This window comes from Ruegeria atlantica, from assembly GCF_001458195.1.
Classification (GTDB): Bacteria; Pseudomonadota; Alphaproteobacteria; order Rhodobacterales; family Rhodobacteraceae; genus Ruegeria; species Ruegeria atlantica.
Map to the genome: position 1 here is coordinate 94,247 of NZ_CYPU01000049.1, position 21,995 is coordinate 116,241.

A 21,995-nucleotide genomic window follows, 5' to 3' on the forward strand; every position below is an offset into this window, starting at 1 on the left:
GTAGCAGATCAGCCAGAGGAAACATCATGCTGGACAAAAGCCACAAACCCACCTGGACCAGTTTTGAAGAGGCGACCAAAGCCGATTGGGACGCCGTCATGGAGTATGAAGAGGCGTTCAACGCCGCCCTTCCAGACCGAATCCTGGACGCGATCCGTTCCCTGGACGAGGCGTGGACGCCATACCCGGTCAATCGTTACCAGCACAGCCTTCAGGCCGCGACGCGTGCTTATGAGGATGGTGCGGATGAAGAACTGGTGGTCGCGGCACTGATACATGACACCGGAGATATTTTGTCACCGTATAACCACGGTGAGTTGTCGGCAGCGATGATGAAACCTTATGTCAGCGAGAAAACCCACTGGATATTAAAACACCACTGCGTGTTCCAAGGCTATTACTACAATCACCACCTGGGTGGTGATCGTAACGCCCGCGACAAGTACCGCGACAGCCCCTATTGGGAGGATTGCCGTTACTTCTGCCATGAATACGATCAGAAGGCGTTTGATCCCGAGTATCCGACTAAACCGCTTGAGTTCTTTGAACCCATGCTGCGCCGCGTCCTGAACAAGGGCGAAGGCCATATGGAACTGAACGAAACGTCCGAGGGTTAACAGGCAGCCATCAGGCGATAAACGATCTGCGCGGCGGTGAAGTCCCAGGCGGCATTGCCGTTCGGGGCCAGTTCCACAACGTCGAAGCCTACGCATTTGCGGCCTTTCAGGGTGTGTTCTACCAGCCGTAACGCCTGATAATACCCCAGGCCACCGGGCACCGGAGTTCCCGTGGCGGGCATGATCGCCGGGTCCAGCCCGTCGACATCGAAACTGACATAGACCAGCTCGGGAAAATCCTCTGGCAGGTCGACAGCGTGGATATTGCCTGTGACCAGATCTTCTGCATCCACGTGGAAGATGTGGTTTTTCAGGCGGCTCTGTGCCTCTTCAGTCGAAAAGGCGCGGACACCGAACTGAGCCAATCGAACGTCTTCTTCGGCCAGCAGGTGCATGACCGAAGCATGGGAGTGTTTTTCCCCCTGATATGCATTGCGCAGGTCGGCATGGGCGTCGATCTGAACGATGCCGATTGGTTGACCTAATGCGCGGGCCACTCCCATGACGGCGCCGTAACTGAGCGAATGCTCTCCGCCCAAAGTCACTGGAACCCTGCCAGCGCGAACAGCGGCTTCGGTGCGCTGGGCAAGGCGCTCCATGATCTCGGACAGGGCGGCGTCGCAATCCACTGGTTCTTCGGTGAAAATCCCCTCGACGCATGGCTCGGCATGTCCGGTAATGCGTTCCAGCTCATTGCTGGCCTCGATGATGGCATCAGGCCCTTTGGCCGTGCCCGAGCCGTAAGAGACCGTGCGCTCCAGCGGCACCGGGATAACGCGAAAACGGGCATCTTCGGTGCGCTCAAATGTGGTCAGTTCACTGTCGAGGAAAATGCTCATGAGAGTCTGTCCTTAAAGTCGTCATAGCCGAACTGCTTGATGATCTTCAGCTCGTCCGTTTCGCTATTCCACAGGGCAATGGTGGGCAGCGGTACGCCGTTGAACGTATTGGTCTTGACCATCGAATAATGCGCCTGATCCAGGAAGGCAAAGCGCTGGCCGATTACCAGTGGTCGATCCCATGTGTAGTCGCCGATCACATCGCCCGCCAGGCAGGAGGGGCCACCCAATCGATAGGTGTGGCCCGTTTCTGCCTCGTTCATCAGGGCAGGGCGGTAGGGGGCTTCGATCACGTCGGGCATATGGCAGGTGGCCGAGATATCGGTGATTGCAAGGTTCATGCCATTGGTAGGCAGGTCGAGGATTTCGCCGACCAAGATACCTGCGTCCAGCGCGACCGCCTCACCGGGTTCGAGATAGACTTCGATGCCGTATGTCTCGCGGATGTCCCTGATGAACGCCACCAGCCCATCGCGGTCATAGTCGTCGCGCGTGATATGATGGCCACCTCCAAAGTTCAGCCATTTGAGTTGGCCGAGGAAGGGCTTGAGTCTTGGCAGGACGGCTTCCCAAGTGCGTTGCAATGGCGCGAACCCTTGTTCGCAGAGCGTGTGCATGTGCAGGCCATCAACCCCGGTCAGTTCGTCGGTCGTCAACTGACTGATTGGGGTGCCAAGGCGAGAGCAGGGCGCACAGGGGTCATATTTTGGGATCTCGCCTTCGGAATGCTCCGGGTTGATGCGCAGACCGACCTGAACGCCAGCGTTCCGAGCTTTGTCAAGAAACCGGTCTTTTTGCGCTGGTGAGTTGAATATGATGTGATCGGACAACGACAGAATTTCATCGACGTCCGCGTCCTTGTACCCGGCGCAGAAGGTCGCGACCTCGCCACCATAGTCTTCGCGACCCAGCCGTGCTTCGAAAATGCCAGACGCGCATGTGCCGCCAAGATGTTGGCGGACAAGCGGGGCGAGCGAGAACATCGAGAATGCCTTAAGCGCGCTCAGCACATGTGCGCCGGATCGGGTGCCAATATCGGCGAGAATGGTCAGGTTCCGCTCGACGGCCTTTTCATCAACCACGAAGCAGGGGCTTGGCACGCGGCTCAGGTCAAAGCTGCGAAAGGCTCCGGCGTCTCCGGCCTGTGCGGTCATCATGTCGGACATGTCCGGCGCCTCCGAATTGTGGAGAGGCCGGGGGCTCTGCCCCCGGACCCCCGGAGTATTTTGGAAAAGATGAAGTTAGAACTCGACCGGACCGTCGAGTTCGTGGACCTGCCACGGCAAGCCATGTTCGTTCAGCATGTCCATGAAGTTGTCCGGATCCAGCTGTTCCGTGTTCCACACGCCGGGTTCGTTCCAGTTGCCTTTCAGTACCTGCGCTGCACCGATCATGGCGGGGACACCGGTGGTGTAGCTGACTGCTTGTGATCCGACCTCCGCGTAGCATTCTTCGTGATCGCAGATGTTATAGATGTAATAGGTCTTCTCGCCCGAGCCGTCCTTGGCCTGACCCGTGGCGATATCGCCGATGCAGGCTTTGCCCTTGGTTTCGGCACCCAGATCGCCGGGATCGGGCAGCAGAGTTTTCAGGAACTGGATCGGGATGATTTCCTTGCCGTCATGCATCACCGGATCGATGCGGGTCATGCCGACGTTTTCCAGTACCTTGGCATGCATGATGTAGGCATCGCCAAAGGTCATCCAGAAGCGGGCGCGCTCAATCTCGGGGAAGTGGGTCGTAAGCGACTCCAATTCCTCGTGGTACATCTGGTACATGTTTTTCTGGCCGATGGCGGGGAAATCGTATTCGACTTTTGTGGTCATCGCCGGGCTGGTATGCCATGCGCCGTTTTCCCAGTGGCGCACTTCGGCCAGCACTTCGCGCAGGTTAATCTCAGGGTTGAAGTTGGTGGCGAATTCCTGATCGTTCGAACCGCCATTGGCATCCAGAACGTCGATCTGGCGAATGGTGTCCAGCTTGTGTTTCTTCAGCCATTTGGCGAACACGCTGGTTACACCCGGATCGAAGCCCGAGCCGAGGATGGCCGTCAGGCCAGCCTCTTTGAACCGGTCCTGATAGGCCCATTGCCAGTGGTATTCAAACTTGGCCACGTCTTCGGGTTCATAGTTCGCAGTGTCGAGATAATGAATGCCCGCCTCAAGACACGCATCCATCAGCACCAGATCCTGATAGGGCAGGGCGAGGTTCACCAGCAACTCGGCGCCGGTTTCCTTAATCAGCTTAACCGTGTCTTCGACCTTGTAGGCGTCTAGCTCAGCGGTCGCGATATCAACGCCCACACGCTCTTTCACCGCCTTGGCGATGGCATCGCATTTAGATTTGGTGCGGCTGGCCAGCGTGATTTCGGTAAAAATATCCGAATTCATCGCCATCTTGTGCACGGCTGCGTGGGATACGCCGCCCGCGCCTACAACCAGTGTTTTGCCGCTCAAAGTTCCCATGGGGGTCATCTCCTCTCTGGGGTTATTCGTAATAGGTGTAGCCGTTGATCGAGTCGCGATAGGCGCTCATCAGGGTTTTGCGTTCGCTGGCTTTCAGAGTACCGGTCGAGATCGCCTCGTCCACCATTTTGCGGAAGGCGGCAACACAGTCGTGAGGGTCGAATTCCACATAGGACAGGACCTGGCTGATCGTGTCGCCCTCTTGTTCGTGTAGCAGGTCAAAGCCGCCGTCCGCGCGCAGGTCGATGGTGACGACGTTCGTGTCGCCGAACAGGTTGTGCAAATCGCCCAGTGTTTCCTGATAGGCCCCGACAAAGAAAACACCCATGAGGTATTCCCGATCTTCGGGCAGGGAGTGCACAGGCAAGCTGGGCGAGACACCGTCGGCCAGGATGAACCGATCAATCTTCCCGTCGCTGTCGCAAGTGATATCGGAGAGAACCGCGCGACGATCAGGCGTTTGGTTCAGGCCCTGCAGGGGCACAATTGGGTGTAGCTGGTCGATCGCCCAGACATCAGGCAGCGACTGGAACAGTGAGAAGTTGCAGTGATAGATATCGGCCACTTTCTCAAGCTGATCATCCACATCCGTGTCCAGATCGTCGCTTGCGGCCAGCGCCTTGAGACGGGCCATCAGCGACAGGTAGATCCGCTCAGCCCGGGCCATCTGACGCAGGTCCACATAGCCGCGGCGGAACAACGCGCGCAGTTCGTTGCGGTAGAAATTCGCGTCGTTCCAGCATTCCTGCAGGCGGTCGCTGCTGAGATAGCCGTTGATTGCAGCCAAGTCTGAGACCAGATGGTGATCGTCCGCTTCGACCTTGGGTCCGTTGGGTGCGTCATACAGAGTGCTTTCCAGCACGTTGAAAACCAGCATCGACGATGTTGCCACCACGGCGCGGCCGCTTTCAGTGACCAGCGTGGGGTGGTTCACTTCTGCCTCATCCATCGCGTAGGCGACAGTCTCGACAACATTGGCGCAGTATTCCTCGACCGTGTAGTTGATCGAGTTCTCGGCGGCCTTCTTCTCACCTGTGTAATCCACGCCCATACCGCCGCCGAGGTCCAGATGGGTGAGCGGCACGCCCTCGCGCGTCAGTTCGGTGTAATACCGGCAGGCTTCGCCCACCGCGCGGCGCACATCGTTGACGTCCTGCACCTGCGAACCAAGGTGTGAGTGCTGTAGTTTCAGGCAATGCAGCAAGCCCGCCGCTTTCAGCTTGTCCACCGTGGCGACCAGCTGATCGGTGTTCATGCCAAAGGCCGATCGATCACCCGAGCTTTCTTCCCACTTGCCGCTGATCTGGTTGGTCAGTTTTACCCGCACGCCGATCAGGGGTTCGATGCCCAGCTCGTTATAGACTTCGATCACCGTGTCAGCCTCTTTCGGGCTTTCCAGAACAATGACCGTGTTAAACCCGATCTTGCGGCTGAGGATGGCCAACTGAATGAACTCGGCATCTTTGACGCCGTTGCAGACAATCAACGCCTCACTGGCCAGACGGTGCGCCAAGGCCACTACCAGCTCAGGCTTTGACCCGGCCTCAAGTCCATAATTGTATTTCTTGCCGAACTCGACAATCCGGTCGACCACCTGCGCTTGCTGGTTCACCTTGATCGGGAAGACACCGCGATAGCTGCCCTTGTAGCCGGTGCGTGCAATCGCATCGCGAAAGCTCTCGTTAATGTGGACAATCTCGTGTTCCAGATAAGAACTGACGCGCAGGATCATCGGCGCTTTGATGCCGCGTTCATCTAGATCACTGAGAATACCCGGTAAGCTGATCGCTTCGGCCTCGGGAGCCATCGGATTGCGCAGACCGATTTCGCCCAGCTCCGTCACCTCAATGAGACCTTTGCCCCATTTCTCAACTCCGTAGATGGAATGCGGTGCGTCGGGCGTGTGTTTCAATCAAGTCAGTCCTTGTAAGTCAGGGTGCCAGTTTCGCGCCCGCCAATACGGCAGCTATATGATTCTTCCAAGTGTAATCTATGGGGCGGAATTTTCCGAATTCATGCAGCTGTGCGAATTGGGATCAAATGGTTGTCCCATTGGCAATCAGCCCGGTTGGATATTTGGGCCTTGTTTGTGGACAATTGCCCGATGACTCCTGTCCCGGATGTGAACACAAACCCGTTTGATGCGGTGCCTAGGCCGCAAACATCCTCGTGCAGGAAGACGCCATCAAGCTGTCCGTCCGCGACCCGAAAACGGTGCACGGCGTTGCCGCGGGGGCAGGTGATAGCGACTGTTTCGCCTGCACCGGAAAACGCGATGCTGCCCGCATATCCATGCAACGTACTTTGCTCTGCGTCGGGCGCGCTGAGTAGAAGGGGCTTTTCGCCACTGCGATGCAAACCCAAAAGGGGAGGGTGTTGCGATGTATTGCCCTGCCATTGCATCGCAAAGCCGATCAAACCGTCAGGTCGCACCGCCAGATGGCGGATCGAGTTTTTGTGCAGCTCTTGTGGCAGCTCTACCTGCTCCAGAACCCTGCCATTTTGGTCCAGATAGGTCAGGCGCGGTTGCATCACGGGCAGGTTGAGCTTGGTTCTTCCTGTTTCTGGGTGGGTTTCGATCCCGCCATTTGCCACAACCAATGTGCGACCATCTGGCATGAGACGCATGTCATGGGGACCGACACCGCCCGAAGCGAACTCGCCAATTCGTGTGTAGTCATCTGTGTTCCAGACACCAATCACGCCCTGACCAGTCTCAAAATCGTTTTCAGTGGTGAGCAGCCGTGTTCCATCGGTTGAGAACACGCCGTGACCATAGAAATGGCGGCCTTTTAGGGCTTCTAACACAGCGGTCTGTGTGCCGGTCGCGCAGTCGATAATGATTGCAAATGTTCCCGGACGGCGTGCAAAGGCTACTGCCTGCGCATGGTGGGGATGCGCCGCCGCCGCGTGCCCGCGCGCGGGCAACGGCAGAGAAAACAGGATGTCACCGCCCATATCCAGCCCGGCCAGCCGAAAAGTCCCATCCGGGAACAGTGCGGCGGCCAGATAATCCGGTGCGCCGACAGCGGACCATCCACGAATGGGCGCAAGGCTGGCAGCAGCCAACCCAGCGAGAAAGCTTCGACGGCTTGTCACGGTTCAATCCCCGTCCAGTGAGTTGAACCCGGCATTGATGCCCAGCGTGGGGCCAAGCTCGGTCGAGGCAATGACGCGGATATCGTTGATGGATTGCTGTAATGCCTCAAGGCGGAACCGTCCCTGCAGGTTTGCCACCCCGGCAAACGCCGGATCGTTCAGCGACTGCGCCCGGTCGATGGCTGCAGCGAATGCGCCGTCCAGATCTGCCGCGATGTCCGGATGATCTGCCGACAGGCGCGCGGCAAGGTCACACAAGGTGGTCAGAGACAGCTGCACATGACGCAGTGAACGATCCGAACGCCGCGCCTCGGCGCGTTTTGGGCGGGGGCGATCGAACGTGCCCATCGGGCGGCCAAGGCGGGTATCGGCCGTGAATTCCAGACCGGTAATCAGAGCCTTATAAAGCTCTTGCATGGCTTCGTCTTCCGACCGGTATGGGCTGTTTTCGCCCGGGTTTGCCAATGCGGGCGCGTAGCCCGCCCAATCCGCGTCAATTGCCATCGCGTTGCGATTGATATCGGCAGTGATTGCCTGCATCAGTGCGCAGCGATACTCGGCGCTGCCTTGGTCGGTGAACCGTGGATCGTAGAGCATCAGTTCCAGCGAAAAAAATCCGCGCCCGGCCACGGACGTTTCCGCGAACGTGTCGGGTGACTGGATGGCTGTGTCTTCGGCAGCGATCAGGCCGGACAGGGCTTTGGGCGTAAAGCCCTTGGTGTCGGGCCAAAACGCCAATGCAAACGCGCGGTCTTCTGCCTCAGATGGGCCAAAGCGCAGATGACTGACTGAAACCCAGTCGTCAAACGCCGCGTGGTAAGCAGTGCGAAGCGAGACCGAGGTTGGGTTGCAATCTGTCTGCGCTGCCTCGGCCAATGCGTCGGTGGTCTCCGTCAGTCTGGCATAGCCGGGCAGGATGTGCGCCTCGATGGCGTCGGACAGGATCGGGCCGCGCTCTTGCGCATAGGCGCCAAGCGGCAATGTCAGGGAAAGGGCAAGTACGAAGGCGCGCATGGGTCAAAGGCTTTCTAGAAAACGGATAAGGGCATCGCGGTCGGGTTTTGGCATCTCGACGACAGCGTCACGCGCTGCCTGTGCCTCACCGCCGTGCCACAGGATCGCTTCAAGTAACGACTGCGCGCGCCCGTCATGCAGAAACTGCGTATGTCCTGACACCTGCTGGGTCATGCCGATTCCCCAAAGCGGCGGCGTGCGCCATTCACGACCCGTGGCGCGCGCTTCGGGCCGATTATCGGCCAAACCTTCGCCCATGTCGTGCAGCAGCAGGTCCGAATAGGGCCAGATCAGCTGAAAGCTATGCTCGGGACGGTCTTCCATACGATGCGTCACGAACGAGGGCGTGTGGCACGATGCACACCCGGTGTCGTGGAACACCTGCTTGCCGCGCAACACGTCAGCGTCGTTCATATTCCGCCGGGCCGGAACACCCAGATTCCGGCTGTAGAAGGCGACCAGATCCATGCCGATTTGATCGATTTCGAAGGTCCGGTCGTCGCCATCACCATGCGGCGCGCTCACGCAATCGACTTGCGAATCAGTGCAATCGCCGTGCGCCGCTGGATAGAGCGGGCTGGAAATGCCTATATCCCCGGCGAAGGCCGCCGCGGATTGCTCCATGATCGTGGGCATGCCTGCCTTGTGGCCAAACCGGCCCATCATCGGCGCGCCGTATTCAATCGCCCATACGATGTTGGGGCGGCCGGAAACCCCGTCGCCATCCTCATCTTCTGGGTCCGCATTCGCCAGCAAGTCTTCAACTGGGATCGCTTCGAGTAGACCCAGACCGATCATCTGCGGGGCTACGCGTGGGCTTAACATGGCGTCGGGGTGCAGCGGGCCATAACCCAAATCCGCAGCCTCGTAGGTCGGGCGGCGCAAGGTAATGGTTTCCCCATCAGCCAACGTGACGGGAACGTCCTCGTAAGTGATATCCAGCCTGTATTCCGCCGGGTGGCCGGGAAGGGCCAGATCCTGCATCTGCCCGCCGTAATTCGGTTCGGGCAGGGTGGCGATGTAGTCTTCGATCTCGACGTACCCGTCTTCGGATGTGCCAGGGATGGACACGCGCAGGAACATCGAAATCGCGTTGTCATCTGACCCGTTGGGCGTATGTCCGCGCCCGTCTTTGATGTGACAGCGTTGACAGGATCGTGCGTTGTACAGCGGCCCCAACCCATCCGAGGCCAGTGTGGATGACGGAGATGACACCCAGATTTTCTTGAACAGTCCGTTGCCGACTTTGAAGTCAAGCTCCTGCTCGAAACTCAGGTTGCCCGAGGGCTGCGAAAACGCATCTGCGTAGGTGCGCACGCGGACAGTTGCGGCACCACCGGGCAACTCTTCAAAGCGCTGCGGCGCGCTGAAATCGTCAGGTGCGGCAGTTACCCGCGCAATCCTCGCTTGTTCGTCTTCGGTTCTGGGAAGGTAGTTGAGGTGAAGATCCCGCAGCTCTGCCGACAGGGATTGGGTGGCCGCAAGGGCGGCCACCGTCACCAGCGAAAGCTTACGCGCCTTCGTCCATTTTCGATGCGTTGAGTTGCGCATAATTGGCTTCGCCAATCCTTTCGTACAGGTCCAGCTGCGTTTCGAGGAAATCGATATGCCCTTCCTCATCCGCCAGCAATCCTTCAAAGAGAGACATAGTGACGTAGTCGCCAGCGCTCTGACAGTATTCGCGCGCTTCCTTGTACAAGGCCCGGGCGTCGACCTCTGCGGCCAGATCACATTCCAACGTCTCTTTTGGGGTCTGGCCGATGCGCAACGGGTCAAGTTGCTGCAAATTCGGGTGACCGCCCAGGAAAATGATTCGCTCGATCAGCTTGTCCGCGTGCTCCATTTCTTCGATGGATTCTTCGCGGCTTTTCTTGGCCATGTGGCCGAGGCCCCAATCCTCTTGCAGGCGGTAATGCAGTCAATACTGGCTGACCGCCGTCAGTTCATGCCGCAGAGATTTGTTGAGATATTCTATGACCTTGGGGTCGCCCTTCATCTGCATGCTCCTGTGTTACCTCGCTGCGAAGCTCGCGAAGCTGCATCGGGACCTCCAACTTATCGCTGGAGCGCATCGAGTCTAGGAAAAGCGGCATGCACCCGCCACAATCTGCTGATTTTCCAAGGGCATGGTAGATTTTACCAGGGGTAATGACCGCGTAAGGATCAGACGTGCGCATCCAATCGATGGCTGCGCGGATATCGTGATCCGAGATGTTTGTGCAGTGGCATACGATCATAGCAATCAGGGCTCTGAGTTGTATTTCCTACTGTATTAGTAAGTTAATTTGGAAACGTCCAGAGGCAACAGATCCAAGGTACCTCACAAGATTTGGAGGCGGCGTGAACAGCCGCCTCCGCTAGGCGCGAACCTTGTGTTTTACTGGAAGACCGCGTCTGGGTTGTCCAGGCTGTCCGAACCTTCGAACGCGATTTGGTCAAGTTCCAATAAAGTCACAATGCGCTCGATCGTCTTGGTCTGATCGACCAGGCCGTTAACGCCGCCCATGATCAGCACTTCGCCGCCTTCGTTGCCGCGTTCCAGCATCTGGTCATAGGCAAATCCGGCTTCCGCGGTTGATTTCAGACGTCCCAGAGCCCGCATGGTGTTGGCCAGTTTCACCTTCATCTCCGCGTCCAGAGATGGGTCGCTGGCGACCACCAGATCCGACAGCGATGCGCCGGAAACCGGAGTGCCGTCGATGCGGGTGTAGCTGCCCAGATAGACGTTCTGAACGCCAAGACCATCGTAGTAGTGGCTGTTGTGGGTGTTGTCCGAGAAGCAATCATGCTCTTCTTCGGGGTCGTTCAGCATCAGGCCCAGACGCATACGTTCACCGGCCTGCTCGCCGTATGACAGCGAACCCATGCCGGTCAGAATGGCGCTGACGCCAGCGGTTTCGTCAGCCGTCAAGGCGGCGCGTGCTTCGCCACCTTCGGCCCATTGCGCGGCCATCCATTCCAGATCGCTGACCAGCAGATCAGTCGCAGCGCTCAGGTATTGTGCACGGCGGTCGCAATTGCTGTTGGTGCAGTCTTCACCCTGAACGTAATCGGTATACGGACGGTCGCCTGCGCCCGCGCCATGGCCGTTCAGATCCTGACCCCACAGCAGGAACTCGACTGCGTGGTAGCCTGTGGCAACGTTTGCCTCGATCCCGTCGGCTTCGTGCAGGGTTTCGCCCAGCAATTCCGGGGTGATTTCGCTGGCGTCGATAGTTTTGCCCGACAGCTCAAAGCTGGGGTTGGCGATGACATTCAGCGCGGCGAACTCGTTCTCGTCAGTCGGATCGCCATAGGCTGCGTCCACATAGTCGATCAGCCCTTCGTCCAGCGGCCATGCGTTTACCTTGCCTTCCCATTCGTCAACGATCGCGTTGCCGAAACGGTAAACCTCGGTCTGCTGGTAAGGAACACGTGCGGCAACCCAAGCGGCGCGTGCTGCGTTGAGTGTGGCGTCTGATGGATCAGCAATCAGCGCATTTACGGCGGCCTGCAGCGACTTTGCCGCGATCAGGCTGTCGTCATATTTGGCTTCGGCGATGTTCGCGTAGGTGGTCAGAACGTCGATCTTCGCTGGGGCGTCCGCAAACGCTGTAGTCGCGATCCCAAGGGTCAATACGCTTGTGGCGGCAAAAAATTTGGTCATGGAGGTGACACTTTCCTGTCAAAAAAACTCACTAGCGCCGCCTCAGCGACGCGCATGCGCCAAAAACTGAGTGAATTAGTAAGTTAGGTCAACCTGAGTCTTATTGTCGGAAATAAATGTCGCACCCTTTCCCCATAATTAGCGGGGTAGGTGGACCGAAGCCGCGATTGCACGGGGTATTAATCACATTAGAATGGACGACGTGATTCCTTGTTGGATGGTGCTTTGTTTATGAAATGTGCAGCCATTGCTTTGATGCTGACACCGGCGATTGTTCTATCGCAGGTGCAAGGCCCTGCCCATGAACATGGTACAGGATATGTGGATATCGCCATTTCTGATCAGGCATTTACTTTGTCCCTCAACGTGCCTTCTGCAGACATCATTGGTTTTGAAGGGCCGGCCGAAACCGATGACGATCGCGCGCAGGTTGCGGTTGCGGTCTCCGACTTGTCCAAACCTTTGGGCCTGTTTGTGCTACCGGAAGAGGCCGGATGCGTTACCGCATCAGCCAATGTCACCCTTACGGGTGAAGGATTGGGGCAGGACAATACCACCAAGTCTGCTGATCAAGATCAACATAGCGATTTTTTGGCCAACTACCTGATTCAGTGCCAGGATATTACAGCGCTGGCTAATATCCGGTTTGCGTATTTCGAACGGTTCGAAAATGCCCAGAAGTTGATCTTGCAGGTTACCCGATCCGGTCAAACCCGAACGTATGAGATAACTCGGAACCAACCGGATCTGGCAATGTGAAACGCCATAACGCAGGCCATGACGGTCGGCCCGCGCCCATATACGATTAAAAGGGCGCAATCGTGCGGGCGCGACGAAAGCGCCTTGGATAGCACCCAACGTGCCGTCAGTGCACGAAATGCAGTTTTGAGAAACTCTGCCGCCACTCTGCAACCTCGGGGGCGATATCCGCGCCCGCCAATCCAGAGGTGATCAATGCCGCCAACCGATCAGCGTCTTGCGACGTCATCCCCCATCTGACCAGTTCAGGCGTCCCGAACCGAAGGCCGTTCATGTCCCCTTTTACTTCGGGTGCAGGCAGTCCAATTCCGCAGGCAAGAAACCCAGCGCGGCGCAGCGTTTTGGACGCCGCTTGCCCGCCGCCATAAGAGTCTGCCAACACAGCAAACTGGTGCGAGTTGGTAAATCCTTCCCGACCCGCAAAGACGGGAACGCCACGAGTGTCCAATCGTTCTGCGAGCGCTTGCGCCATCGAGATCATTTCGGCCGCGTATTGTTGGCCGAAGTCACGCCAGTCCAGCATTGTTACGGCCAACGCTGCGGACTTGGCCGCGTCGAAATTGGCCGTCATGCCCGGAAAGGCAATCGCGTCGAGCCTTTGCGCAATTTCCGCGTCATTGGAGACGATCAAACCACCAGCGGGGCCGCCCAGGCTTTTGTAAGTGCTCATCGTCATGAAATGCGCGCCCTCGGCCAAAGGATTGCACCACGCTTTGCCTGCGATGATCCCGCATTGGTGCGCAGCGTCGAACATGACCTTGGCCCCGATCTCATCAGCGATCTGCCGGACTTCTTTTACGGGATGTTCAAACAGATTGAGGCTGCCCCCGATGGTGATCAGCTTGGGCCGTTCTTTCAGAGCCAATGCGCGCAGCTGATCCAGATTGACGGTATAACCGTCAGTATCCGTCGGTGCCTTGATTGTACGTAGACCAAAGAGACCGGCACATCCAGCTAAGTGATGGGTCACGTGCCCACCGATGGAGGCTGGGGGCGCAATTATTGTATCGCCAGGTTTGCAGGTGGCCATAAAACCATAAAGGTTGGCAATCGCGCCCGACGGCACACGGATTTCGGCGAATTTGGCATCAAAGACCTCGGCGCAGAGCTGGGCAGTGATCACTTCGATCTCTTCAATGGCCTCCAACCCCATCTCATATTTGTCGCCGGGATAGCCCAGCGACGGCCGCGACCCGATGCCCGACGATAACAGGGCCTCGGCCTTTGGGTTCATCACGTTGGTTGCGGGGTTTAGGTTGAAACACTCTCGCTCGTGGATCTCGCGGTTTCGGGTCGCAAGATCATCGATCCGTTTGATCAGTTCATCAGACGAGGCCTGAGACGCCTTAACGGCGATTTGTTGAACCCGAGTTTCGCACTGATCCGGGACCCAGTTTCGGTGTGTGATTGTCATGTCTGTGACCTCCTGCTTGCCACCAGATTGAACAATTGAGGCGACATCGCAAATCAGAATTGCTATTTCTTGGCGTAGAAAAACTGAGTCTAAGGCAATGGCTGTTCTCCCAAGACGCCCGAAAGGGCCACCTCTTAACGCACTCCGCGCTTTTGAAGCTGCGGCAAGGCTGGGCAGTTTCGTAGCTGCTGCCGAAGAGCTGAGCGTCACTCCCGGTGCGATTTCGCAACATATAAAGACAATTGAAGCGTGGGCGGATGTGCCTCTGTTCCGGCGAAACGCGCAAGGGGTTGAGCTGACCGCGCCCGGGCGCCAACTGGCTGGTGATTTCACCCTGGCCTTCGATCAGCTTGCGGCCGCAACGCAGAACCTGCGGAACCTGAGCCCGAGCGTTGAGATCCATATCGCCGCCCTGCCTTCGGTCGCGCAACTTTGGCTGCCGGCGCGATTGGGGCGAATCCGAAACACTTGGCCGGACATGAAGTTCTCGGTAACGGCCATGGAAACATCGCCTCGCCTATCACGTGATCTGTTTGATCTTTCGGTCTTCATTTCCGAACCCGACGGGACGGCTGATCAAATTGTAATCACGGAGGACGTCATTTTCCCGGTTTGCGCGCCGGAACTGGCCGAGAGTTTCAATTTTGAATCCACCCCGCTGCTGCACGATCAGACATGGCATGATGACTGGCGGCGGTGGTCCGAGGAGACGGGGACACTCATCAGCGATCCTAATAAAGGGCCGAAGTATTCGCTTTATGGTCTTGCAGTTGAAGAGGCTAAGTCCGGGGCTGGTGCCTTGATGGCGCATGGATGTCTGATCGAACCTGCGCTCAAAGCCGGGCATTTGGTGCGTGTATCGGCGCAGGCCTGCGAAACAGGCCGGTCGCTGATGATAAACCTTCCGCATCCATCGAGACGACGCGCGGCACTTGAAAAAATTGTTGAACTATTGCGGGAAGGTTAGCGGCGATAGGGCGATGACTACTGCCCCTAAAAAGTAACTGAACTTTGCGAGGATGGTTTCGGAGGTCCGATTTGGATGCGAACTTCAGACAATAAACTCCGTAATCCTTGGCCACGTCTTCCGCTTGGCTTCGGTCGTCACCACTTTTTTTGAGTTCACATTCCGCAGCATTGCGATTTCGGCTTCCAGTAACTGGAGCTTCTTCGCATCCGACGGTCCCATCCCGCCATACTTACTTATGTGTTTGTAGGCGTCTTGGCTGACTCCATAGCGCTTGAACACGTCGGCCGTCTCCTCGCCAGCTTTCTGTTCCTAGATCATCTGAATGATTTGTTCGTCGGTGAATCTCGTTTTCAATTGTCCATCCTTTGATTTGGCCGACTCTACACAAAGATGGAGGAGATTCCGGGTTCAAGGCACCGAGAGGTGAACTGCTATTGATATTTTGCCTACTAACATTCCTGCATGGAATGCTAGTAGGCAAATTTTGCAAACTGTGCGGCGCGCGCAAACATGGTTTCTTGTATCTAGGAAAAGTTCGCGAAATCCAGCGGGTCGGTGGACTGCGAACTGAGCAAGCCTCAATAGAAGTCTGGGTCTCTCAGGAAAGGAGCTCCTTTTCAGACTTGATTACGCGACTTGATGGAATCAGTAGCTTTGTCGCCGCGGGCACATACTCCTTCACCATAGATACGCCTGAAGAAAAAATAGGTATCCCACTATAGTTTGAGATCATTAGAAAAATAGAATCGAATTGGGATTGGACTAAACCTTTTTATCAGCAGAGGAAGAACCATAACCACGGCAACGAAACCTCCATCAATGGGGCGCGGACGGATTTGCAAAGATGTCTTCCAGCCAAGCTTCAAAACGCTGTTTGGCTACCGCATCCGCTTTTGTGTTTTGCCCTGAAATCAAATAGTGGCTTTGTATTATTGGAACTGCTTCACCAACTATGGCGACTTTTCTACCGGTCTCAACTGCGGTTTTGGCAAACCTCTCGATAACGATCGCATTGCCGCCACCTGCGGCCACGATGTCCACGGCGGCTATTGTCGTGTCGACCACAAAGGTTGATGCGAATTGGGTTTGTCGAACCCCGATTGCGGAAAAATACCGTTCCCACATTTGCTGGAAGCCCAGAATGTGAATGAGTGGCCGTTGTTGCAGATTTTCGATGGAAGGAGCTTTTTCCTCGACCATCTTGGGGGCAATAGGGACGATACGTTCAGTAGATATTTTCCGAGCGGGGATTTCATTCCAATCGCCACTTCCTGTCCTCAGTTCGACATCGACATTTTCGCGGCCTGCGGATTCAGCCCAAATGTTCGAGATCAGCTTTATGGAAATATCGGGATGAATCCGCAAAAACTCTGGCAACCTGTGAGCGAGAAACAAGGTCGCTGTAGATATTGGCGCGCGCACGACAAGCTCGTGCTTCTGGTTTGATCCGAAAAGGCTGATCGTTGACAGATCGATGTCTCTCAGGGCTTGCCGCACAGAAAAAGCGTATGCCTGACCAACTTCGGTCAGGCTTAGGTTGCGTGCGGCGCGATAGAACAAGGGGCAACCAAGTTGCGCTTCCAGCGAGCGGACATGAAGGCTGAGTGCCGATTGCGTGATGCCCAGCTCGGCTGCGGCAGCAGTAAAGCTCAGATGCCGCGCCGCGCATTCAAAGGACCGAAGCCAGATAGGGTTAGGAGATCGCGGCATTCTTAGCACCGAAAATTTTCGCTGATACCTGCCGGTATTATTCGTTTTACACCCTGCCATCAACGTTTGTAATTTTTTTCAAAGTAACATCTTTGCCGATCATCCGGCGGGAACTGGAACAGGGAAACACGCGCATGAAAGTTGGGTTTATTGGTCTTGGAAATGTCGGCGGGAAACTCAGCGGCAGTTTGCTGCGGAATGGCATTGATCTGACGGTTCATGACCTCAATCCTGAGCTTGTGGAAGATTTCGTCTCGCGCGGGGCAACCCGTGGGGAAAGCCCGGCGCAGCTGATGCGCGATTGCGATGCTGTTATCACCTGTCTGCCAACTCCCGCCGCCTCGGATGCCGTCATGCAACAGATGCTGCCCGAGGTGAAACCGGGCAAAATCTGGATGGAGATGTCCACCACTGACGAAGCCGAGGTCAAACGCTTGGGCGCAATGGTGATGAACGCAGGTGGTGCAGCCGTGGATTGCCCGGTATCGGGCGGATGCCACCGCGCAGCGACGGGCAATATCTCGATCTTTGCGGGCTGCGACCGTGCCACATTTGATCGCATCGCGCCTTTCCTGAAAACCATGGGTCGACGCATTCTGCACACTGGTGATCTGGGCTCGGCTTCGGTTTTGAAAGTGGTGACGAACTATCTGGCCACGGCCAATCTTGTCACTTGCTGCGAAGCGCTTGTCACCGCCAAGGCGGCCGGTATGGACCTCAATACGACCTATGAGGCGATGAAGATTAGCTCCGGCACGTCATTCGTACATGAAACCGAAAGCCAGGTGATCCTGAACGGCAGCCGTGACATTTCTTTCACCATGGATCTGGTCAAAAAGGATGCCGGCCTTTTCCAGCAGGTGGCTGACCGTCACAATGTGCCGCTGGAAATCTCGCCTATGTTGGTTCAGATCTTTGAGGACGGCATCGAACGCTATGGCGAGCGTTGTTTTTCGCCCAACATCATCAAACGTCTGGAAGAGGCCACCGGTCTGGACATTCTCGCCCCCGGTTTCCCGCCGGAAATGACGGATGATGAGCCGGAAGAACCCGGTTACGAGGTGATCCCGCAAGGCTCTGAACGCAAAGCCGCTGAATAAAAAAAGGACAGCGGTTTTGAAACGGATCTATACTTTTGGTGGGCATCCGGCGACGCGTAACTTGACGGTGGCGGATATCAAGGCAGGCAAGGGCAGGCGTAAATTCGTGCAGACGACCGCCGTGAGCCGCACCGAGGCTGCTGCGGCTCAGGCCGCGTGCATTGATCATCTATCAGGAGTCGATCGCGATCTGGTCGAAGCGCGAGTGCGTGCACCTGATAGGTTCACCACTGCCGCGCTGATGGCCAGCGACTATAAGAACCAAGAGGACACCCTGCGTGCCGGTACATAATCTCTTTGGCCCTTACGATGTAGCAGCAACCCTCTCCAATTGTATCAATTTAGACTGTCTCATTGCGTTGGAGCCAGACAGAAGGTCAGCTTAAAAACGGGTTTGTAACCATTCGCAAAAAGCAGTCGAAACGTGTAATCTTGCCGTACCTGTTTTGTGTTGCAGGATGTAGTGGGCTTGGCCTGTAACAACGGGGGCACCGACAATTCTGATCTGGCGGCCGCTTGCGATGGCCTGCTGCGCGAACCGGTTGATCATAATAGTGCAGCCGCTTTCCGCGGCCACCAATTCGCAGGCGGCAACTGAGGTATCGACGATAAGGCGCGGGGATATTTCAGTATTGGGCAGACCACGGGCCGACAGATACCGCGCCCAATGGTCGTCAAACCCCAGAACGTGGATGGCAGCGTGCGCCGTCAGGTCCTCGGGTGTTTTGATCATTGGCGCGGTGCGCGCACCGCAAACTGGAACGATGAACTCATCGGAAAGCTTGACCATGCGCGTGTCGGAATGGGATTGCGGAGCCAGCAGGATGTCAATGTCCACGGGATGCCCTTCCTCGCCGCTCTGCCACAGAGAGGTGACAAGTTTGATCCCGATACCGGGATGGGCTGTCTGAAAGGTCGCAAGTTGCGGCGCCAGCCAAATGATCATAGCCGCCGACGCCCGCACAACGATCGTCGTCTCCAAGGCAGGCCCAAACAGCCCGTTTGTGGAAAATGCGATGTGCTCCAGTGAGTCCCGGACCGATATCAAATAGGCCCGGCCGATTTCCGTCAGTTGCAGGCTTTTGGCCTTGCGAATGAACAGTTTCTGCCCCAGCTGACCTTCCAGCGCCTTCATGTGCTGACTGACAGCCGTTTGTGTCAGCCCCAGCTCTCGGCTGGCGGCGGTAAAGCTTAAATGACGGGCGGCGGCCTCGAAAGTGCGAAGCCAGTTCAGGTTGAGATTGCTTTTCATTGCCCATTCATAAGTTTTTTATGTGCATGGACGCAAATTGTTTCATTTTCCTTCATTTCGGCCGGCAGTTAGACAAAAGCAACTGACGACGAAGTCGACCAGACAAAAGGGAGCGATCTATGCCGGAGATCAATCAAGATGCAGCCACCGACCTGGTTTTGAGCCTTGTGGATCTGGAGCGCTATCCCCTTGCGGATCTGGAAAGTGCCGAAGGCGCTGCGTTTCTCAAGACCTGTCAGGATCAGATGGAGGAACATGGCTGGTGCAATCTGGATGGATTTATCCGTCCCGAGGCACTGGCAGCGCTGGCCGATGAATCCAACGCCTTACTACCGACCGCTGACGTGCTGACCATCAAGCGCAACATCTATCAGGGCGCAATTGACCCGTCGCTGCCCATGGATGATCCGCGTCGTAAGGAATATACGCATGTGGCGACGCAATTGGCGGATGATCAGCTGCCGAATGAAACGCTTATTCAGCGGCTTTATCAGTCGCCGCGTTTGACGGATTTTGTGCGCCGCGTCCAAAAGAAAGAGGTGCTGCATCGCTGCGCCGATGAGTTTCAAGCGCTGAATGTCGTCGCCCTGCATCCAGGAAGCTGGCACGCCTGGCATTATGATACGACGGAATGTACCGTGACGCTGCTGTTGCAGGCCGCTGAAACCGGGGGTGATTTTGCCTTCTTGCCAAACTCGCGCACCGACGAAGCCGAAGACCGCGAAGCGGTGGATCGTTTGCTTGCTGGTGATATGTCCCATGCGCAGAAGTTTGACCGGGGTGCCGGTACTTTTACCCTGTTTCGCGGTGGCTATTCATTGCACGGGGTGACAGAGGTCGAAGGGTCGACCCCCCGTGTCACCGCGATCATGACCTATGACGAACAGGAAGGCCGTGTGATCAGCGACGACATCAACATCCGGATCTATGGTGATCGTGTCAAAAATATCCTCGCGGAACGCGCAGCCTCCAGCATCAACGCATAAAGGACCAAGCCATGAAAACTGCTCTACTCGTCATCGATGTGCAAATGGCACTGGCTCATGAGGATGCCGCCGGTGCCGTGCGATCTTGCCCCGAGGCAGGCGACAATATCGGCCGGCTTCTCAGCCGGTTTCGCGCGCACGGTGACAAGATCGTCCATGTGCATCACCACGGGCTTGACCCCGGCGATCCATTTCATGCGGATGCGCCTGGTGCGGCTGTTCAACCCTTTGCGGCACCGCAGGGGGACGAGTCGGTGATCATCAAAAACGTCTCCAGCGCCTTCGCCGGAACCTCGCTCGAAGCTGATCTGCGTGCCGACAATATTGAGCGTGTGGTCATCTGCGGGGCCACAGCAAATCACTGTGCCGAGTCCGCCGCGCGCTCTGCAAGCAGTCTGGGCTTTGAGATGGTCTATGCCTCTGACGCCGTCTGGGCTTATGACGCGACCGGGCCGGACGGGGTGACCCACAGCGCCGAACAGATCCATTCCGTCACGCTTGCCAACCTGCAGGGTGAGTTTGGTGAGGTATGTTCGACCGACACCATCCTGAACGCGTAAGCAATATAACTAACCCCGAGGACGGCGAAGATGCGCATTGGATTTATTGGGCTTGGCACCATGGGCGGCCCGGCGGCCCTGAACCTGATCAAGGGCGGGCATGACCTGACGGTCTGCGACCTTGATCGGAACCGGGCAGAAGAGCACCTGGCGCTTGGGGCGAAGTGGGCAGAGACCCCTGCGGCAGCAGCGCAAGCGGCGGACATCGTGTTCACCATGGTCTTTGGACCAAAACAAATCGAACAAGTGGCAGGTGGCGACGATGGGCTGCGATCCGCCATGTCCGCGGGGCAGGTTTGGGTGGATATGACAACAAACAAACCCGCCTTTGTGCGCGAGCTTGCCGCCACCTTTGCTGAAAACGGTGTACAGTTGATTGATGCGCCGGTCACAGGTGCCGTCGATGGTGCACGCACCGGCAACATGCCCCAATTTGCAGGTGGGGATGAGGCGACCGTCGCGCGTATTCGCCCCGTGATGGAACTGATGGGTCCGCTTCATTACATGGGTCCCAGCGGCAGCGGGTCCGTGACGAAACTGGCCAGCAATCAGCTTTGGGCCATCCACGCGACAGCCATGGGTGAAGCACTTGTCATGGCGGTGAAATCAGGTGTCGATCTGTCACGAGCCTGGGACGCGCTTAAGATCGGGGCCAGCGAAAGCTGGTGCATGCATCACGACGCCCCGTCCGTTTTTGCCGGACATTATGATCCGTCCTTCACACTGGATCTGTGCCAAAAGGATCTGGGCCTGATCGTTGAGGCCTGCAACGACGCCGGCACCGCCGCCCCGGCCACACGGCTGGTGTGCACGCTGTTCGAAGCGGCCCGCGAAAAATACGGCGGTGACAAGGGCGAATTGCATGTGGTGAAGCTTGAAGAAGACAATGCTGGCGTGTCACTTCGCCTTGACGGGGATTGGATCCCGCACTGGGAAAAGTAACGAGGGGCCCATTCTGGGCCCTAACCCCGAGGACAGGTGACGCTGGTTCATGAGCGCATCTGCTGCCCAGCATTCGAGGGCCCGCTTTGACGCGGTAGCTGACGTAAATGTTGATCCTTATCGTTCCAACCCAACATCCTGAACAGGAACACTCAAACCGACTTTCTTTCTTCCCATGACAACAGATGTGCGAAAGCGACGGACGTTTGAGTTGTCGAAGAACAGTCGTTTCGTGAGTTCCTGAAAATCGTCCATATCCTTTGCGGTGCAGACGAGACAGAAGTCGGCGTCTCCGGTGATGTAATAGCACTGCTGTACCATAGGCTCTGATTGCGCCTGACGTGAGAATGCGTCGATCTGATCCTGACGCTCACGCTCCAATTCGACCATGACAATGAAACTCATCGCGACACCCAGCTTTTTCGGGTCAACGATCGCGACTTCCGAAAGAATTGCGCCCGAGGTTCTGAGCGCCTTTAACCGCCGCTGAACGGAGGCCACAGACAAGCCTGTCTCGGACGCAAGCGCTTCGAGGCCTATCTTGGCATCGGTTTGCATCAACTGAAGCAGATTTTGGTCAAACTGATCGAGTTTCATGAGAATTTCCTTTGTGGCGAGAAAA

Annotated in this window: 22 protein-coding genes and 1 pseudogene; 8 read left to right on the forward strand and 15 right to left on the reverse strand. The window is 56.8% G+C overall.

The features are described 5' to 3' along the window. Positions 1-26 precede the first annotated feature (26 nt). The gene (locus RUA4292_RS15395) at positions 27-617 is read left to right on the forward strand and encodes an HD domain-containing protein (RefSeq protein ID WP_058278402.1); all 591 of its coding nucleotides are present in this window, start codon (positions 27-29) and stop codon (positions 615-617) included. On the opposite strand, the gene speB is transcribed toward RUA4292_RS15395, so the two are convergent. From speB to RUA4292_RS15440, 10 genes and pseudogenes are all read right to left on the reverse strand, one after another. Continuing rightward, complete coding sequence (speB, locus tag RUA4292_RS15400) at positions 614-1,456, reverse strand: agmatinase (RefSeq protein WP_058278403.1); 843 nt, start codon at positions 1,454-1,456, stop codon at positions 614-616. The genes RUA4292_RS15395 and speB overlap by 4 nt on opposite strands. Then, positions 1,453-2,622, reverse strand: a complete 1,170-nt coding sequence (gene nspC, locus RUA4292_RS15405) for a carboxynorspermidine decarboxylase (protein WP_058278404.1) — start codon at positions 2,620-2,622, stop codon at positions 1,453-1,455. Before nspC ends, speB begins: the two co-directional genes overlap by 4 nt. Positions 2,623-2,697: 75 nt before the next feature. Then, on the reverse strand, positions 2,698-3,921 hold the full coding sequence (locus tag RUA4292_RS15410) for a saccharopine dehydrogenase family protein (RefSeq protein ID WP_058278405.1): 1,224 nt from the start codon (positions 3,919-3,921) through the stop codon (positions 2,698-2,700). 22 nt (positions 3,922-3,943) lie between these two features. After that, a complete protein-coding gene (speA, locus tag RUA4292_RS15415; RefSeq protein ID WP_058278406.1) occupies positions 3,944-5,833 on the reverse strand; it encodes a biosynthetic arginine decarboxylase in 1,890 nt (629 codons plus the stop codon). 101 nt (positions 5,834-5,934) lie between these two features. Next, positions 5,935-7,020: a DUF1513 domain-containing protein gene (locus RUA4292_RS15420; RefSeq protein ID WP_058278407.1), complete on the reverse strand. Its 1,086-nt coding sequence runs from the start codon at positions 7,018-7,020 to the stop codon at positions 5,935-5,937. Between the two features lie 3 nt (positions 7,021-7,023). Next, positions 7,024-8,034 (reverse strand): imelysin family protein, encoded by a 1,011-nt coding sequence (locus tag RUA4292_RS15425; protein ID WP_058278408.1) that lies wholly within the window; start codon positions 8,032-8,034, stop codon positions 7,024-7,026. Between the two features lie 3 nt (positions 8,035-8,037). Continuing rightward, a complete protein-coding gene (locus RUA4292_RS15430; protein ID WP_199520016.1) occupies positions 8,038-9,585 on the reverse strand; it encodes a di-heme oxidoreductase family protein in 1,548 nt (515 codons plus the stop codon). Beyond that, positions 9,545-10,030: pseudogene (bfr, locus tag RUA4292_RS15435) on the reverse strand (bacterioferritin). The gene RUA4292_RS15430 and the pseudogene bfr overlap by 41 nt, the downstream one beginning before the upstream one ends. Continuing rightward, positions 9,978-10,271, reverse strand: a complete 294-nt coding sequence (locus RUA4292_RS24115) for a (2Fe-2S)-binding protein (RefSeq protein WP_082637141.1) — start codon at positions 10,269-10,271, stop codon at positions 9,978-9,980. Before RUA4292_RS24115 ends, bfr begins: the two are co-directional and overlap by 53 nt. A 140-nt stretch (positions 10,272-10,411) precedes the next feature. Beyond that, positions 10,412-11,680, reverse strand: a complete 1,269-nt coding sequence (locus tag RUA4292_RS15440; protein WP_058278409.1) for an imelysin family protein — start codon at positions 11,678-11,680, stop codon at positions 10,412-10,414. A 231-nt stretch (positions 11,681-11,911) separates the two neighbouring features. Between RUA4292_RS15440 and RUA4292_RS15445 the strand changes: the two genes are divergently transcribed. Further along, complete coding sequence (locus tag RUA4292_RS15445; protein WP_058278410.1) at positions 11,912-12,439, forward strand: ZrgA family zinc uptake protein; 528 nt, start codon at positions 11,912-11,914, stop codon at positions 12,437-12,439. A 106-nt stretch (positions 12,440-12,545) separates the two neighbouring features. Here the strand turns inward: RUA4292_RS15445 and glyA are convergent, their stop codons facing one another. Beyond that, positions 12,546-13,853, reverse strand: a complete 1,308-nt coding sequence (gene glyA, locus RUA4292_RS15450) for a serine hydroxymethyltransferase (RefSeq protein WP_058278411.1) — start codon at positions 13,851-13,853, stop codon at positions 12,546-12,548. Positions 13,854-13,950: 97 nt separating this feature from the next. Here glyA and RUA4292_RS15455 point away from each other — a divergent pair, with 97 nt between their 5' ends. Then, positions 13,951-14,820, forward strand: a complete 870-nt coding sequence (locus tag RUA4292_RS15455) for a LysR family transcriptional regulator (protein WP_058278412.1) — start codon at positions 13,951-13,953, stop codon at positions 14,818-14,820. Positions 14,821-14,904: 84 nt separating this feature from the next. Here RUA4292_RS15455 and RUA4292_RS15460 read toward each other — a convergent pair whose 3' ends face one another. Beyond that, a complete protein-coding gene (locus tag RUA4292_RS15460; RefSeq protein WP_058278413.1) occupies positions 14,905-15,102 on the reverse strand; it encodes a hypothetical protein in 198 nt (65 codons plus the stop codon). Between the two features lie 537 nt (positions 15,103-15,639). Next, complete coding sequence (locus RUA4292_RS15470) at positions 15,640-16,533, reverse strand: LysR family transcriptional regulator (protein ID WP_058278415.1); 894 nt, start codon at positions 16,531-16,533, stop codon at positions 15,640-15,642. Positions 16,534-16,667: 134 nt separating this feature from the next. Here RUA4292_RS15470 and RUA4292_RS15475 point away from each other — a divergent pair, with 134 nt between their 5' ends. Then, positions 16,668-17,633 (forward strand): NAD(P)-dependent oxidoreductase, encoded by a 966-nt coding sequence (locus RUA4292_RS15475; protein ID WP_058278476.1) that lies wholly within the window; start codon positions 16,668-16,670, stop codon positions 17,631-17,633. A gap of 16 nt (positions 17,634-17,649) precedes the next feature. Beyond that, positions 17,650-17,925, forward strand: coding sequence for a hypothetical protein (locus RUA4292_RS15480; RefSeq protein WP_145974974.1), 276 nt, complete (start codon positions 17,650-17,652; stop codon positions 17,923-17,925). Between the two features lie 90 nt (positions 17,926-18,015). Here the strand turns inward: RUA4292_RS15480 and RUA4292_RS15485 are convergent, their stop codons facing one another. Beyond that, a complete protein-coding gene (locus tag RUA4292_RS15485) occupies positions 18,016-18,885 on the reverse strand; it encodes a LysR family transcriptional regulator (RefSeq protein WP_058278417.1) in 870 nt (289 codons plus the stop codon). Positions 18,886-19,004: 119 nt separating this feature from the next. Here RUA4292_RS15485 and RUA4292_RS15490 point away from each other — a divergent pair, with 119 nt between their 5' ends. Genes RUA4292_RS15490 through RUA4292_RS15500 form a run of 3 tightly spaced genes read left to right on the forward strand, consistent with a single transcriptional unit; the run spans position 19,005 to position 21,373 of the window. Then, the gene (locus tag RUA4292_RS15490) at positions 19,005-19,871 is read left to right on the forward strand and encodes a HalD/BesD family halogenase (protein ID WP_058278418.1); all 867 of its coding nucleotides are present in this window, start codon (positions 19,005-19,007) and stop codon (positions 19,869-19,871) included. Positions 19,872-19,882: 11 nt separating this feature from the next. Next, positions 19,883-20,431 carry an isochorismatase family protein gene (locus tag RUA4292_RS15495; RefSeq protein WP_058278419.1) on the forward strand — a complete coding sequence of 183 codons (549 nt, stop codon included), beginning with the start codon at positions 19,883-19,885 and terminating at the stop codon, positions 20,429-20,431. A gap of 30 nt (positions 20,432-20,461) precedes the next feature. Then, the gene (locus RUA4292_RS15500) at positions 20,462-21,373 is read left to right on the forward strand and encodes an NAD(P)-dependent oxidoreductase (protein WP_082637142.1); all 912 of its coding nucleotides are present in this window, start codon (positions 20,462-20,464) and stop codon (positions 21,371-21,373) included. A gap of 117 nt (positions 21,374-21,490) precedes the next feature. Here the strand turns inward: RUA4292_RS15500 and RUA4292_RS15505 are convergent, their stop codons facing one another. Next, positions 21,491-21,970 (reverse strand): Lrp/AsnC family transcriptional regulator, encoded by a 480-nt coding sequence (locus tag RUA4292_RS15505; protein ID WP_058278421.1) that lies wholly within the window; start codon positions 21,968-21,970, stop codon positions 21,491-21,493. Between the last annotated feature and the right edge of the window lie 25 nt (positions 21,971-21,995).

Coding starts and splice junctions, on each gene's coding strand:
- RUA4292_RS15395 (WP_058278402.1), top strand. CDS start 27: ATGCTGGACAAAAGCCACAAACCCACCTGGACCAGTTTTGAAGAGGCG.
- speB (WP_058278403.1), bottom strand. CDS start 1,456: ATGAGCATTTTCCTCGACAGTGAACTGACCACATTTGAGCGCACCGAA.
- nspC (WP_058278404.1), bottom strand. CDS start 2,622: ATGTCCGACATGATGACCGCACAGGCCGGAGACGCCGGAGCCTTTCGC.
- RUA4292_RS15410 (WP_058278405.1), bottom strand. CDS start 3,921: ATGGGAACTTTGAGCGGCAAAACACTGGTTGTAGGCGCGGGCGGCGTA.
- RUA4292_RS15425 (WP_058278408.1), bottom strand. CDS start 8,034: ATGCGCGCCTTCGTACTTGCCCTTTCCCTGACATTGCCGCTTGGCGCC.
- RUA4292_RS15430 (WP_199520016.1), bottom strand. CDS start 9,585: ATGCGCAACTCAACGCATCGAAAATGGACGAAGGCGCGTAAGCTTTCG.
- RUA4292_RS24115 (WP_082637141.1), bottom strand. CDS start 10,271: ATGATCGTATGCCACTGCACAAACATCTCGGATCACGATATCCGCGCA.
- RUA4292_RS15440 (WP_058278409.1), bottom strand. CDS start 11,680: ATGACCAAATTTTTTGCCGCCACAAGCGTATTGACCCTTGGGATCGCG.
- RUA4292_RS15445 (WP_058278410.1), top strand. CDS start 11,912: ATGAAATGTGCAGCCATTGCTTTGATGCTGACACCGGCGATTGTTCTA.
- glyA (WP_058278411.1), bottom strand. CDS start 13,853: ATGACAATCACACACCGAAACTGGGTCCCGGATCAGTGCGAAACTCGG.
- RUA4292_RS15455 (WP_058278412.1), top strand. CDS start 13,951: ATGGCTGTTCTCCCAAGACGCCCGAAAGGGCCACCTCTTAACGCACTC.
- RUA4292_RS15470 (WP_058278415.1), bottom strand. CDS start 16,533: ATGCCGCGATCTCCTAACCCTATCTGGCTTCGGTCCTTTGAATGCGCG.
- RUA4292_RS15475 (WP_058278476.1), top strand. CDS start 16,668: ATGAAAGTTGGGTTTATTGGTCTTGGAAATGTCGGCGGGAAACTCAGC.
- RUA4292_RS15485 (WP_058278417.1), bottom strand. CDS start 18,885: ATGAAAAGCAATCTCAACCTGAACTGGCTTCGCACTTTCGAGGCCGCC.
- RUA4292_RS15490 (WP_058278418.1), top strand. CDS start 19,005: ATGCCGGAGATCAATCAAGATGCAGCCACCGACCTGGTTTTGAGCCTT.
- RUA4292_RS15495 (WP_058278419.1), top strand. CDS start 19,883: ATGAAAACTGCTCTACTCGTCATCGATGTGCAAATGGCACTGGCTCAT.
- RUA4292_RS15500 (WP_082637142.1), top strand. CDS start 20,462: ATGCGCATTGGATTTATTGGGCTTGGCACCATGGGCGGCCCGGCGGCC.
- RUA4292_RS15505 (WP_058278421.1), bottom strand. CDS start 21,970: ATGAAACTCGATCAGTTTGACCAAAATCTGCTTCAGTTGATGCAAACC.